The 14397-nt window shown below is 71.8% G+C and carries 10 protein-coding genes; 5 read left to right on the forward strand and 5 right to left on the reverse strand.

Translation table 11 applies throughout. The features are described from left to right. Positions 1–8 precede the first annotated feature (8 nt). Complete coding sequence (locus AC3EUV_RS03245) at positions 9–1181, reverse strand: NAD(P)/FAD-dependent oxidoreductase (RefSeq protein ID WP_432142666.1); 1173 nt, start codon at positions 1179–1181, stop codon at positions 9–11. Next, positions 1178–1498: a bifunctional 3-phenylpropionate/cinnamic acid dioxygenase ferredoxin subunit gene (locus tag AC3EUV_RS03250; RefSeq protein ID WP_432142667.1), complete on the reverse strand. Its 321-nt coding sequence runs from the start codon at positions 1496–1498 to the stop codon at positions 1178–1180. The genes AC3EUV_RS03245 and AC3EUV_RS03250 overlap by 4 nt, the downstream gene beginning before the upstream one ends. Before the next feature lie 168 nt (positions 1499–1666). Between AC3EUV_RS03250 and AC3EUV_RS03255 the strand changes: the two genes are divergently transcribed. The 5 genes from AC3EUV_RS03255 to AC3EUV_RS03275 all read left to right on the forward strand — a co-directional run bounded on the left by AC3EUV_RS03255 (position 1667) and on the right by AC3EUV_RS03275 (position 8692). Next, positions 1667–2467 carry an IclR family transcriptional regulator gene (locus AC3EUV_RS03255; RefSeq protein WP_432142668.1) on the forward strand — a complete coding sequence of 267 codons (801 nt, stop codon included), beginning with the start codon at positions 1667–1669 and terminating at the stop codon, positions 2465–2467. A gap of 189 nt (positions 2468–2656) precedes the next feature. Continuing rightward, complete coding sequence (locus AC3EUV_RS03260; protein WP_432142669.1) at positions 2657–3742, forward strand: S-(hydroxymethyl)mycothiol dehydrogenase; 1086 nt, start codon at positions 2657–2659, stop codon at positions 3740–3742. Positions 3743–3792: 50 nt separating this feature from the next. Beyond that, positions 3793–6288 carry a GcvT family protein gene (locus AC3EUV_RS03265; RefSeq protein WP_435602108.1) on the forward strand — a complete coding sequence of 832 codons (2496 nt, stop codon included), beginning with the start codon at positions 3793–3795 and terminating at the stop codon, positions 6286–6288. Positions 6289–6350: 62 nt separating this feature from the next. Further along, positions 6351–7511 carry an N-methyl-L-tryptophan oxidase gene (gene solA / locus AC3EUV_RS03270; RefSeq protein WP_432142671.1) on the forward strand — a complete coding sequence of 387 codons (1161 nt, stop codon included), beginning with the start codon at positions 6351–6353 and terminating at the stop codon, positions 7509–7511. 11 nt (positions 7512–7522) lie between these two features. Beyond that, on the forward strand, positions 7523–8692 hold the full coding sequence (locus tag AC3EUV_RS03275) for an aromatic ring-hydroxylating oxygenase subunit alpha (protein WP_432142672.1): 1170 nt from the start codon (positions 7523–7525) through the stop codon (positions 8690–8692). Here AC3EUV_RS03275 and sbnA read toward each other — a convergent pair. The 3 genes from sbnA to AC3EUV_RS03290 are packed head-to-tail and all read right to left on the reverse strand — an operon-like array spanning position 8661 to position 14393. Further along, a complete protein-coding gene (gene sbnA / locus AC3EUV_RS03280; protein WP_432142673.1) occupies positions 8661–9677 on the reverse strand; it encodes a 2,3-diaminopropionate biosynthesis protein SbnA in 1017 nt (338 codons plus the stop codon). The genes AC3EUV_RS03275 and sbnA overlap by 32 nt on opposite strands. Before the next feature lie 57 nt (positions 9678–9734). Continuing rightward, the gene (gene sbnB, locus AC3EUV_RS03285; RefSeq protein ID WP_432142674.1) at positions 9735–10805 is read right to left on the reverse strand and encodes a 2,3-diaminopropionate biosynthesis protein SbnB; all 1071 of its coding nucleotides are present in this window, start codon (positions 10803–10805) and stop codon (positions 9735–9737) included. Between the two features lie 3 nt (positions 10806–10808). After that, the gene (locus AC3EUV_RS03290; protein ID WP_435602109.1) at positions 10809–14393 is read right to left on the reverse strand and encodes a non-ribosomal peptide synthetase; all 3585 of its coding nucleotides are present in this window, start codon (positions 14391–14393) and stop codon (positions 10809–10811) included. Positions 14394–14397: the final 4 nt, after the last annotated feature.

The raw sequence follows: 14397 nt of genomic DNA on the forward strand, positions 1-14397 counted from the left end.
GGCCGGGGTCAGGTGCTGACCGGCTGGGTGGCGCGGGCGAGTTCGCGGCGGAGGCGCATGAAGGGGCGGGGGCGGTTGAGGGCCAGGACGGCGGTGGTTCGCCCGTCGCGTTCGTAGCAGGCGAGGAAGCTGCGGTCGTCGGGCGAGCCCTCGACGATCCGCGGGGTGTCGGTGGGCAGTCTGCGGCCGGCGAACTGGATGCGCACGCCGTACTGGTCGGACCAGAAGTACGGCAGGCTCCGGTGGGTCGCGACGGTGCGGCCGGCCAGCAGGTTCTGGACGGCGACCGCGGCCTGTTCGGTGGCGCTGGTCCAGTGTTCGGCGCGGGTGCCGTCCGCCCTGGCGACATCGCCGACCGCCACGATGCGGGCCTGCGGAGTGACCCCGCCCGCGTCGCAGCACACCCCGTCGTCGAGGGGGAGTCCGGAGCCTTCGAGCCAGCCGGTGTGGGGGCGTACCCCGATGCCGACGACGACCACGTCGGCGGGGAGCAGCCGGCCGTCGGCCAGCTCGACCGCGGTGACCCGGTTACCGGCGCCACCGTCGTGCAGGCGGGCGACACCGGTTCCGGTGCGCAGGGCGACGCCGTGGTCCGCGTGGAGGGCGGCGCAGATCTCGGCCATCGCGCCGCCGAGTTGGGGGACGAGGGGGAGTGGAGCGGCTTCGACCACGGTGACGTCATGGCCGAGCGCGGCGCAGGACGAGGCGACCTCGGCGCCGATGAAGCCCCCGCCTATCACCACGACCCGGACCGGGCCGCGGGTCAGCTCCGCGCGCAGCGCCTGGGCGTCCTCAAGGGTGCGCAGGGTGTGGGTTCCGGCGGGGGCCGGGCCGGGGAGGCGACGCGGGGCGGCGCCGGTGGCGATCACCACACCGTCGGTGGTCAGGGACCGGCCTTCGTCGAGGAGTACCGCGCGCCCATGGGTGTCGAGCCCGGTGGCGCGGGTGCCGAGGAGCCATTCGGCGTCCAGTTCGGCGATCTCCTCGGCGTCGGCCAGGGCCAGTTGGCCCTGGTCAGCGGTGGCCCCGGTGAGGAAGCCCTTGGACAGCGGCGGGCGGTCGTAGGGGCGGTGGTGTTCCTCCCCGACGATCACCAGCCGGCCGTCGAATCCCTGGGCGCGCAGGGCCCGCGCGGCGTAGAGGCCCGCCAGCGAGGCCCCGATGACAGCGACCGACTTCATGCGGCGGTGCCCTCCTCGGCGGCGTGGTGGACGTAGATCATGCCGTTCTCGACGGTCACGGGGTGGGTGCGCACGGGCCGGCGGGCGGGCAGGCAGGTCGCCGCTCCGGTGCGCAGGTCGAACGAGGCGGCGTGCAGCGGGCATTCGACCAGGCATCCCTCCAGCCAGCCGTCCGAGAGGGAGGCGTCCTGGTGGGTGCAGGTGTCGTCGATGGCGTACAGCTGCCCGTCGGCATGGAAGACGGCGATCGGAGGTGCGGTGTCGATGCGTACGGACTCGCCGGTGGGCAGGTCGGCGAGCGGGCAGACAGGAATCACAGGACCCCCCTGTTACTGTTCGGTATCATCGAGTTTCGCTTTGCGCACGATGAGGCGCCATGCGCAACAGAATCCAGCCGGGGAGCGGATGCGTCAAGCGGTCCCCGGAAATGCCGACCCTTCGAATCCCGGCCCGCGGCCGGGGTGCCAGGTGGTGAGATCCAACAGATGACGGACAGCGTGGAGGGGCGGGCGGAGGCCAGGCCGCCGAAGCAGCCGGGCGGTGTGCAGTCGGTCGACCGGGCGGTGACCGTGCTGGAGATCCTGGCCCGGCACGGCGAGGCCGGTGTGACCGAGGTCGCCGAGGAGTTGGGCGTCCACAAGTCGACCGCTTTCCGGCTGCTGGGCGTGCTGGAGAACCGCGGGCTGGTCGGACAGGAGCAGGAGCGCGGCAAGTACTACCTCGGGGCCGGGGTGCTGCGGCTGGCCGGTGCGGCGGCCGTACGGCTGGACATCTCCCAGGAAGGCGCGCCGGTCTGCCGGCAGCTGGCTGCGGAGCTGGGGGAGACGGTCAATATCGCGGTGCTGGAGGGCGACGCGGCGGTCAACGTCACCCAGGCGCGCGGCCCGGCCTCGGTCACCGCGCAGAACTGGCTCGGCCGGCGTACGCCGCTGCACGCCACCTCCAGTGGCAAGGCGCTGCTCGCGTACCAGCCCAGAGCGGTCCAGGAGGCCGTGCTGGCGCGCAAGTTGCCGCGGCTCACCGAGCGGACGGTCACCTCGGCGGCCGCGCTGCGCCGTGAGCTCGCCGACGTGGTCGAGAAGGGTTTCGCGGTGGCGATCGAGGAGCTGGAGCTCGGGCTGCGGGCGGTCGCGGCGCCGGTGCGGGCGCCGGACGGCTCGGTGATCGGGGCGATCAGTGTCTCGGTGCCCGCCTACCGGCTGGCCGAGGAGCGGCTGCCCGAGGTCGTCAAGGCCACCGTCTCCGCGGCCGAGGAGCTGTCGCGGCGGATGGGGTACGCCTGTTGAGGCGATGACGGGTGCGGGTGGTGAAGGCGGGGCCGGGGCGGACGTTCCGGCCCCGCCTTCGTGTCCGGGTGCGCGAGAGGTCCATTGCCAAGAGGTGGCCCGTACCTCTTGACGGTGCCGATCCGGCGTTCCCACTATGTCTCTCATCGCGCAACCAGTCGTGCAGTGCGCAACACGGAGGGGTAGGGCATGCCACACCACGTCCATGCCGTCGTCGCGGCGAAACAAGGCGCACCGGTCGAGCCGCAGACGATTCTGGTACCGGACCCCGGCCCGGGAGAAGTGCTCGTCGCCGTGCAGGCCTGCGGGGTCTGCCACACCGACCTGCACTACCGGGAGGGGGCGATCAACGACCAATTCCCCTTCCTCCTCGGCCATGAGGCGGCCGGGGTCATCGAGTCCGTCGGCCCCGGCGTCACCGATCTCGCGCCGGGTGACTATGTCGTCCTCGCCTGGCGGGCGCCCTGCGGCAGCTGCCGCTCATGCCGCCGCGGCCGGCCCTGGTACTGCTTCGACTCCCGCAACGCCACCCAGCCGATGACCCTGTTGGACGGCACCCCGCTCGCCCCCGCGCTCGGCATCGGCGCCTTCGCCGAGAAGACGCTGGTCGCCGCCGGGCAGGCGGTCAAGGTCGACCCGCACGCCCGTCCCGAAGCGGCCGGTCTCATCGGCTGCGGAGTGATGGCCGGTTACGGGGCGGCGGTGCACACCGGCGGGGTCGGGTCCGGGGACACCGTCGCGGTCATCGGCTGCGGCGGGGTCGGCAACGCGGCGATCGCCGGGGCCTCGATCGCCGGCGCGCGCCGGATCATCGCGGTCGACATCGACGACCAGAAGCTGGACGGCGCCCTCCGCTTCGGCGCCACCCACACCGTCAACTCCCATGGCACGGACCCCGTCGAGGCGGTCCGCGGACTGACCGGCGGCCACGGTGCCGATGTGGTGATCGACGCGGTGGGCCGCCCCGAGACCTACCGACAGGGCTTCTATATGCGGGATCTGGCCGGCACCCTGGTCCAGGTCGGCGTCCCCGACCCCGATATGCGCCTCGAACTGCCGCTCATCGACCTCTTCTCGCGCGGCGGCGCCCTGAAATCCTCCTGGTACGGCGACTGCCTGCCCAGCCGCGATTTCCCCGTGCTCATCGACCGCTACCTCAGCGGACGGCTCGACCTCGACGGATTTGTCACCGAGACGATCGGCCTGGACGAGGTGGAGTCCGCGTTCGACAAGATGCGCGACGGCCGGGTACTGCGCTCCGTCGTGCTCCTGTAACGGCGTCACAGTCACCCCAGTGGACCACCCCGACCAGCAGGAGGAGGGACATGTCCCGTACGCCCGCCCCCAGTTCCCGTGTGGTTGTCATCGGTGCCGGCATCGTCGGCTGCTCCCTCGCCGATGAGCTGACCGCCCGCGGCTGGACCGATGTCACCGTCCTCGAACAGGGCCCGCTGCCGGCCCCCGGCGGCTCCACCTCGCACGCTCCCGGCCTGGTCTTCCAGACCGGGCAGTCCAAGACCCTGACCGAGTTCGCCGCCTACACCGTCCAGAAGTTCCGCTCCCTCGATGTGGACCGGCTGTCCTGCTTCAACCCGGTCGGCGGTCTGGAGATCGCCACCACCGAGGCGCGCTGGGCCGATCTGCACCGCAAGGCCGGACTCGCGGCCTCCTGGGGCGTCCGTGGTGAACTGATCGGCCCGCAGCAGTGCAAGCGGCTGTGGCCGATGCTGGACGAGGCCACGCTGTACGGCGGTTTCCACACCCCCGACGACGGGCTGGCCCGGGCCGTGCTTGCCTGCCGCGCCCAGATCACCCGCGCCGAGCAGCGCGGCGCCCGCTTCCTGGACCGGCACACCGTCACCGGGATCGAGCGGGCGGACGGCCGGGTCACCGGCGTCACCACCGACCGCGGCACCTTCCCCGCCGACCATGTCGTCTCCGCCGCCGGCTTCTGGGGCCCGGTGATCGGCGCGATGGCCGGGGTGGACGTACCGCTCCTCCCGCTGGCCCACCAGTACGCCACCACCGCACCGCTGCCCGAACTCGCCGGCGTCAACGACCCACGGGAGGAGGCGAGCAAGCCGATCCTGCGCTTCCAGGACCGCGACCTCTACTTCCGCGAACACACCGACCGGATCGGCATCGGCTCCTACGCCCACCGCCCGATGCCCGTCGACCCCTTCACCGTCGCCGCCTTCGACGACTCTCCCGTCATGCCGTCCTCGCTGCCCTTCACCGCCGAGGACTTCGCGCCGAGCTGGCAGGACAGCGTCGGACTGCTGCCCGCACTGGGCTCGTCCCGGGTGGCCGAGGGCTTCAACGGCGTCTTCTCCTTCACCCCCGACGGTATGCCGGTGCTCGGCGAATCCCGCGAACTGCGCGGATTCTGGCTGGCCGAGGCGGTCTGGGTCACCCACTCCGCGGGCGTCGCCAAGGCCGTCGCCGAGTGGATGACGGACGGCCGGCCCGCCACCGACATCCATGAGTGCGACCTCTACCGCTTCGAGGACGCCCAGCGCTCGCCCGCCTACATCGCCGACCGCGGCGCCCAGAACTTCATCGAGGTCTATGACGTCATCCATCCGCTTCAGCCCATGGAAGCGCCGCGGCCACTGCGCACCAGCCCCTTCTACCCACGGCAGCAGGAGCTCGGCGCGTACTTCCTGGAGGGCGGCGGCTGGGAGCGCCCGCACTGGTACGAGGCCAACGCCCCGCTCACCGAAGGGCTCCAACTCCCCGAGCGCGACGCCTGGTCGGCCCGCTACTGGTCGCCGATCGCCGCTGCCGAGGCCCGGGCCACCCGGGAAAAAGTCGCCCTCTACGACATGACCCCGCTGCGCAGACTGGAGGTCACCGGTCCCGGCGCCCTCGCCTTCCTCCAGCGCATGACCAGCAACAACCTCGCGAAGAAGCCCGGCGCGGTCACCTACACCCTGCTCCTGGACGAGACCGGCGGCATCCGCTCCGACCTCACCGTCACCCGGCTCGCCCCGGACCGCTTCCAGGTCGGCGCCAACAGCCCGGCCGACCTCGACTGGCTGCTGCGGCACGCCCCCGACGATGGGGGCCCCTCCCGCTCGAGCGAAGCCGAGAGTGGGGGAGTCCAGGTCCGCGACAGCACCTCCGGCACCTGCTGCATCGGCGTCTGGGGCCCGCTCGCCCGCGCCCTGGTCCAGCCCCTGACCCGCGACGACTTCTCGCACCAGAACTTCGGCTACTTCCGGGCCAGGCAGACCTGCCTCGGCCATGTCCCGGTCACCGCCATGCGCCTCAGCTACGTCGGCGAACTGGGCTGGGAGCTGTACACCACCGCCGATCTGGGCCTGCGCCTGTGGGACACGCTCTGGGAGGCCGGCCAGGAGCACGGGGTGATCGCCGCCGGGCGCAGCGCCTTCAACAGCCTCCGCCTGGAGAAGGGGTACCGCGCCTGGGGCCACGACATGACCACCGAACACAACCCCTACGAGGCCGGGGTCGGCTTCGCGGTCCGCCCCGCCAAGGGCGACTTCGTCGGCCGGGCGGCGCTGGCGGGCCGGAGCGAGGACACCGAGTCCCGCAGGCTCAGCTGCCTCACCCTCGACGACCCCGCGGCCGTCGTCCTCGGCAAGGAACCCGTCTGGGTGGACGGCACCCCGGCCGGCTATGTCACCTCCGCCGCCTACGGTTACACCCTCGGCCGCGGGATCGCCTACGCCTGGCTGCCGGCCACCGCGGCGGTCCCCGGCACCGCCGTACACATCGAGTACTTCGGCGAGAAGATCCCTGCCACCGTCGCCCAAGAGCCCCTCTTCGACCCGCAGATGGAGCGGATCCGCAGGTAGCCCCGGCCCCGCCCGCGGTGCCGGTGATCCGCTCGCCCTCCGTACGCAGAAGGAGCAACCGCATGGCTCCCACTTACGACGTCATCGTTCTCGGCCTCGGCGGAATGGGCAGCGCCGCCGCCCACCATCTCGCCGCCCGGGGCGCCCGGGTCCTGGGCCTGGAGAAGTTCGGTCCGGTGCACAACCGCGGCTCCAGCCACGGCGGTTCCCGGATCACCCGCCAGTCCTACTTCGAGGACCCCGCCTACGTACCGCTGCTGCTGCGCTCGTACGAGCTGTACGAGAAGCTGGAGCGGGACAGCGGCCGGGAGATCGCCACCCTCTGCGGCGGGGTGATGCTGGGCCGACCCGACAGCCGGACCGTCCGCGGCAGCCTGGAATCCGCCCGCCAGTGGGACCTCCCGCACGAGATGCTCGAACCCGGGGAGATCCGCCGCCGCTTCCCGACCCTGACCCCCGCCGAGGACGAGGTCGCGCTGTACGAGGCACGGGCGGGTCTGGTGCGGCCGGAGTACACCGTCGCCGCGCATGTCCAGCTCGCCGGCCAGGACGGCGCCGAGCTGCACTTCGAGGAGCCGGTCACCCGCTGGGAAGAGCTGCCCGGCGGCGCCGGGGTCCGCGTCCACACCCCCGAAAACACCTACACCGCAGGCCAGTTGGTGATCTGCCCCGGGGCCTGGGCGCCCCAGCTGCTCACCGACCTGGGCGTGCCGTTCACCATCGAGCGACAGGTCATGTACTGGTTCGCCCCGCGCGGCGGCACCGCGCCCTTCGTCCCCGACCGGCACCCGATCTACATCTGGGAGGACGACCGGGGCGTCCAGATTTATGGCTTCCCGTCGATCGACGGCCCCGACGCCGGCGCCAAGGTCGCGTTCTTCCGCAAGGGCACCGTCTGCACCCCGGAGACCATCGAACGCACCGTGCACGACCATGAGGTACGCGCCATGGCCGAGCAGCTCGCCCCGCGCCTGCCCACCCTCCCCGGCCGCTTCCTCAAGGCCGCCACCTGTATGTACTCCAACACCCCCGACGAACACTTCGTGATCACCCGGCACCCCGCGCACCCGGAGACGGTGACCGTCGCCTGCGGCTTCTCCGGGCACGGCTTCAAGTTCGTCCCGGTGGTCGGCGAGATCGTCGCCGATCTCGCGCTGACCGGAGCCACCGCGCACCCCATCGAGCTGTTCGACCCCCGCCGGCCCGCCGCCGCGGCCGTTTGAGGAGAGCCTCCATGACGACCACGCCCACCGAGTCCTCGCCGGCGGCCACCATGCCCGCGACCGCTGCCGCCCCGAGCCTGATCGCCACCCTCGCCGGACACCACTACACCGACCCCGGGATCTTCCGCCAGGAGCAGGAGATGATCTTCGAGCGGCTGTGGTTCTGTGCGGTCCGCAGCGCCGACCTGGAGAAGCCCGGCGCCTTCCGCACCGTCCGGATCGGCCGGGAGAGCGTACTGATCACCCGCAACCGCGCCGGTGCGCTGCGCGCCTTCCTCAACATCTGCCGGCACCGCGGCGCGCAGCTGTGCACCGAGGAGTCCGGCGAGGTCCGCCGCAACCTCCAGTGTCCTTATCACGCCTGGACCTACGACCTCGACGGCCGCCTGGTGGCCGCCCCCAACCTTCAGAAGATGCCGGACGTCGACCGCAGCGAACGCGGACTGGTCACCGTGCCGCTCCGTGAGTGGCTCGGCTACGCCTGGGTGTGCCTGGCCGACGAGCCGCCGTCCTTCGAGGACACCGTGATCGGCGCGGCCGTCGAACGGCTGGGTGACGCCGCCTCCCTCGACCGCTACCGCACCGAAGGGCTCGCCCTCGGCAAGCGCCTCACCTATGACGTGCGCGCCAACTGGAAGCTCATCATCGAGAACTTCATGGAGTGCTACCACTGCGCCACCATCCACCCCGAACTCACCGAGGTGCTCCCGGAGTTCGCCGACGGCTTCGCCGCCCAGTACTACGTCGGGCACGGCGCGGCCTTCGCCGACGAGGCCACCGGATTCACCGTGGACGGCACCGACGGCTTCGGCCGGCTCCCCGGCATCGAGGACACCCAGGACCGCCGCTACTACGCCATCACCGTCCGCCCGCAGGTCTTCGTCAACCTCGTCCCCGACCATGTCATCGTCCACCGGACGTTCCCGATGGCCCCCGACCGCACCGTGGTCGAATGCGACTGGCTGTACCTGCCCGAGATCGTTGACTCCGGCGCCGATGTCTCCAAGTCCGTCGAACTCTTCCACCGCGTCAACGCCCAGGACTTCGACGCCTGCGAGCGCACCCAGCCGGCCATGAGCTCCCGCGCCTACCGCGACGGCGGGGTGCTGGTGCCCAGCGAGCATCACATCGGCGCCTTCCACCAGTGGGTCACCGACCGCCTGGCGGGCGGGGGCGGCTGACCGGCTCACTATCGGCGTTGACCGGCGGGTCGGGGTCGAGGACGTCCTCGCCGTACAGATCCTGCACCCAGTTGTCGTGGTAGACGGTGTCCAGGTAGCGCTCGCCGAGGTCCGGGGCGATGGCTACCGCCGTGCGGTCCTGTGCGTGGTGCCGGGTGAGCCAGTCCGTCGCGCCGCTGACCACGGTGCCGGTCGAGCCGCCGAACACGAAGCCGCGTTTCGCCAGCCGGTGACAGGTGCGGATGGTGTCCGCCTCCGCGACCCGTACCACGTCGTCCACATAGGACTCGTCGAGCAGCGGCGGCTGGACGCTCATGCCCAGGCCGGGGATCATCCGGTGCCCCGCGGTGCCGCCGAAGGTCACCGAGCCGACACTGTCCACGGCGATGATCCGCACCGGCCGGTGCCACTCCCGGAAGTACCGGGCGCAGCCCATCAGGGTGCCGGTGGTGCCGGCGCCGACGAACAGCAGGTCCAGCCGCGGGAAGGCGCGGGCGATGGCCGGCGCCGTCCTGCGGTAGTGCGCCTTCCAGTTGCTCGGGTTGGTGTACTGGCTGAGCCACAGACAGCGGTCGTCGGAGGCGCACAGATTGCGGATGTAGGCGAGCCGGGCGCCGAGGAAGCCGCCGTTGGACTCCTGGTCGGCGACCACATGCACCTGGCTGCCCAGAGCCTCCATCATCAGCCGGGTGGCCAGGTTGCAGCGGGAGTCCGTCACACACAGGAAGCGGTAGCCCTTGCTCGCCGCGATCATGCTGAGCGCCACGCCGAGGTTGCCGGACGAGGACTCGACCAGGACCGTCTCCGGACGCAGGTCTCCGGCCCGTTCGGCGGACTCCACCATCTCGGCCGCGGCCTTCAGCTTGATCGAGCCGGCGAAGTTGAAGCCCTCGCATTTGAGGAAGAGAGAGTGCCCGACGATCGACCGGAGGTCGACATAGAGATCCTCCTCGTTGAACGCGTAGGGCGCGGTGATGACTGGCACGTTGGTCTCCTCAATTGCGGCAGCGCACGGTGGGACGGTCCGTCCGGCCGTGGCCGCTCAGCCGTACCGGCGCAGTTCGTGGAAGAAGCCGTCGACGACCCGCAGTTCCCCGGACCGGACCACCTCGTCGTAGACGTACTTGCCGACGGCGAGATCGAGCACCCCGAGGCCGAAGGGGGAGAAGACGGCGGTCCGGTCCGCGGGCACCGCGATCCGGCCGGCCAGCACGTCGTCCAGCGTGCCGTGCAGGAACTCCCGGTTGCCGGTGAGCTGTTCGGTCAGATGCGGGGAGGTGGCGGCGCGCAGACAGTGCTCGATGTCATCGACGATATTGGTGGCGGTCAGCAGGATCTGCGGGGCGAGGTCGCGCAGCGACACATGCACCACCACCGGGTGGTGGCCGAACCACGAGACCTCGTGGACATGGGGCTGTGGGGCGACGGTGGCGAAGACCACCAGATCGCTGGCGCGGATCAGCTCCTCCGCGCTGTGGTGCACGGTGACCCGCCCGGTGGTACGGCGCTGCTCCAGGTACAGGCGGAAGCCGGCCGCGCTCTCCGCGGACAGGTCGTGCACGCCGATCTCGTCGAACGACCAGCCGGTCCCCTCCAGGAACGTATGGATGTAGCGGGCGATCAGGCCCGCGCCGAAGAATCCGACGCGGGTCGGGCGGCGGCGCCCGCGGCTGAGCCGGTCGGCCGCCGACGCCGCCGACGCGGCGGTCCTGGTCGCGCTGATGATCGAGCTCTCCAGGCAGGCGAACGGGTAGCCGGTGTCATGGTCGTTGAGGATCAGTACGGCCGAGGCCCGGGGGATTCCGGCGGCCACGTTCGGCGGGAAGCTGGAGATCCACTTCAGGCCGTCCACCCGGGTCTCCCCGCCGATGGAGGCGGGCAGCGCGATGATCCGGGACGACGGGCGGTCGGGGAGGTGCAGGAAGGACGAGGGCGGGTTCACCGACTCACCGGCACCGTGCAGGCGGTAGGTGGCCTCGACCACATCCACGATCTCCTTCTCGCGGCCCTCCAGCGCCTGCTGCACCTGGGCACCGGAGATCACCGCGAAGGACGGCGTGGGCGGCGGACCGGGGGGTGCGGACCCGGACGGGGTGGGACGGACGGTGGTCATGGGTCAGTTCACCTCAACGGTTGGTGCGCAGTCGGCCAGGCGCACGGGGTCGGCCAGGGCCACCACCACGTCCCGCGGCCCCTCGAAGGCGTCCCGGCTGTGCGCGCTGCGGACGTTGTCGACGAGCAGCAGGTCACCGGCCTCCCACGGCCGGCGGGCGGTGTGGGCGTCGTAGATCTCGTTGAGCAGCCGCACGACGTCCTCGGCGAGGGGATCGCCGTTGCCGTAGCGGGTGTTGAACGGCAGCCCGTCGGGGCCGTACTCATCGATCAGGTACTCCCGCACTTCGGTCGCCATCGTCCACTCGTTGAGGAACGCGATCTGGTTGAACCAGCAGCGGCGGCCGCTGACGGGGTGGTGCAGCACGGCACTGCGGTGCTGGGTGGTGCGCAGACCCCCGTCGGGCTGCCAGGCGAAGTCGAGGGCGTGGGCGCGGCAGTAGCGCTCGACGGCGTCCCGGTCCCCGGTGCCGAACGCCTGCTCCAGCGTGGCCCCGATCTCGGGGTGGTAGCTGCGGGTCAGCAGCCAGCCCTCCCGCTCGAACCGCTCGGTCAGGGCCGGTGGCAGCGCGTCCAGCACGGCCGCCGAGTCGGCCACCCCGGTGGCCCCGCCGGTGGTGGGGGCGCCCAGGCACGCGAACAGCATCAGCCCGGGGAACTCCAGGGTGTAACTCAGCTCGTGGTGCATGCACATCGGCTGGTTCGGCGGCCACTTCGACGAGGAGTAGACGCCCTCGGCGTAGGTCTCCCGGACGGCGAAGGACTCCCGTTCGGCCAGCGGAGCGACGCCCAGGGCGTGGCGCACGGCGCCGACCCCGTCGGGGTCGCGCATCCCCAGGCCCCGGATCAGCACCGCACCGTGCTCGGCGACGACGGCGCGCAGGGCGTCCCGCCGCTCGGCCGCCCAGTGCGCCGGGCTGTCGGTGGTCCGGACCCGCAGCATCGGAGGTGTGCCCGGTTCCCGTTCCAGTTCGGGCAGGGAGATCGAGAGTGACGACACCATGGTGGTTCTCCTCTCCGTGGCGGCTCGGGACGCAGCCGGCCGTGCGGTGTCGCACCGCACGGCCGGTGCGGCGTCGTTCGGGTGGGGCTGTGGTCGTCCGGCCGAGTCATCGACCTGCCGGGCGAGATCGGCGAGGACCGGATGCCGGGTGAGGTCCTTGACGGAGACCGCACGGCCCAGGGAGACCGCGAGGGCCACGGCGGACAGCGAAGTGCCGCCGCAGTCGAAGAAGTTGTCGTGCCGGCCTATCCGGTCCTGCGGAATGCCGAGCACCTCGGCCCAGGCCGCGGCCAGCCGCCGTTCGGTCGGCGTACGCGGTGCGTGGTAGTCGTCCTCGACCGTGTCGAGGCCGCCGGCGAGCGCCTCCAGCGCCTTCTTGTCGATCTTGCCGTTGGCGGTCACCGGCAGACTCTCCCGCCAGAGGAAGACCGACGGAACCATGTACTCCGGCAGCAACTCGCCCAGCCGGCCCCGCAGGACATCGGCCTCCAGCGCGTGCCGGCCGGAGTAGAAGGCCACCAGACGTTTGCCGTGTCCCGCCCGCTGGGTGACCACGACCGTGCCGTCACCGACTCCGGGCACCCGGAGCAGGGCGTTCTCGATCTCACCCATCTCGATACGGAAACCACGGATCTTCACCTGGCTGTCCCGGCGGCCGAGGAACTCCAGCTTCCCGTCCGGGAGCCAGCGCCCATGGTCACCCGCCCGGAACAGCCGCCGCCCCGGATGGTGCGGATCCGGCACAAAGGCCAGCCGGGTGCGCTCAGGATCGTTGATGTACCCACGCCCCACGCAGACCCCGGAGAAGACGATCTCTCCGGGGGCGCCGAGCGGCACCGGCGCCAGGTGTTCGTCCACGACGTACACCCGCACATTGTTGACGGGGCGTCCGAGCGGCACCCGCTCGGTGTCCGGCACCCCGTCCATCACCTCGTGGTGGGTGTCGTCCGAGGTCTCGGTCAGCCCGTAGGCGTTGACCAGCCGGATCCCGGGCCGGGCCGCGAACCAGCGCTGCACCAGCTCCTTCTTCAGCGCCTCCCCGGTGACCGACACACACCGCAGGTCCGGCAGTGCGCCGGGCCGCTGTGCGAGGGCGGACAGCACGACATCGAGGTACGACGGGACCACTTGGAGCACCGTGGCCCGTCCGCCGCCCACCGTGTCGAGGAAACGTCCCACGTCCAGCACGGCGGCCTGCTCGACCAGCAGGGTCCGACCGCCGACCAGCAGCGCCGAGAGCAGCTGCCACAGGGAGATGTCGAAGCACTGGGGCGCGGTCTGGGCGACCACCTGCCGCTCGTCGATCGCCAGGTCGTCGATCTTGGCGTAGAGGTGGTTGAGCATGCCCAGGTGCTCACACATCGCGCCCTTGGGCTCACCGGTGGAGCCCGAGGTGAAGTAGATGTACGCCAACTGGTCGGGGCCGACCCGGACTTCGGGGTCGCTGTCCGCGGGGCTCGCCGCGCAGACGGCGTCGATGAAGAGGGTCCGGACCCCGGGCAGCGAGGTGAGGGCCCGGTCCAGGCCGGCGGTGCTGCCGGGTTCGGTCAGCACCTGCCGGCAGCCGGCGCGGGAGAGCATCAGCGCGATCCGGCCGGGCGGAAAGTGCGGCTCCACCGGCAGGTACACCCCGCCGGCCTTGAAGATCGCGATGACCGCGGCCAGCCACTCCAGGTTGCGTTCGGTGACCACCGCGACGACATCTTCCCGGCCCAGCCCGCGGGCCAGCAGGGCGTGCGCCAACCGGTTGGCACGGACGTTGAGTTCGCGGTACGTCCACCGCCGGCGCCCGTGCACGGCGGCGACGGCGTCCGGGTGCTCGCGCACCCGCTGCTGGAACAACTCGTGGAACCGGCGGTCCGGCAGCGGCCGGCTCGGCCCGGCCAGTCCTTCGAGCTGACACCGGAGTTCCTCGGCGGAGAGCAGGGACTGCCGCCGGTGCTCGGCGTCCGGATCGGCGGCGAGCAGCGTGAGCGCCGTACGGTAGTAGCCGCCGATCCGGGCGGCGCAGTCCGCGTCCAGGACATCGGTCCGGTACCGCAGTCGCAGCACCTCCCGGCCGTCGTGGCGTACGAGGGCGACCCACAGCACGGTGCCGCCGACCGGACCGCCGTCCGCACCGGGCAGGTCGAACACGGTCTCCGGGGACTCCTCGGCTGGTGCTGGTGCCGGTGCCGGTGCCGGTGCCGGCCCGGATCCGGCGGCCGGGAGGCCCCGGCGCCGCAGCAGCTCCACCTCGGCCCGGCGGGTGTCCAGCAGGAGGGTCCGCCATGCGCCGGCCGCGGTCGTCAGCCGGCACGGCAGCACCGTGCCGCCCCGCTCGGCGAGGTAGCCGGTGGTGACCTCCTGGTCGCCGGACAGCACGGCGAGCACCTTGGCGTGCGCGGCCAGCAGCACCGAACTCAGCGGCATCCGCAGCCGGTCGGCCAGCCGGCGCAGCGCGGCCGGCAGCCGCTCCGGGAGGACCGTCGTGTGCTCGGCGGTACCCGGCACCGGGACGCGGGTCCAGCGCGGAACCCTGGTGTACGCGCCGTCGGCCGGCCCGCCGCGTGCGTGGCGGTTGCGGGCTGTCATGGATGTGGTCATCGGC

It is taken from the genome of Streptomyces sp. bgisy130 (genome assembly GCF_057708345.1).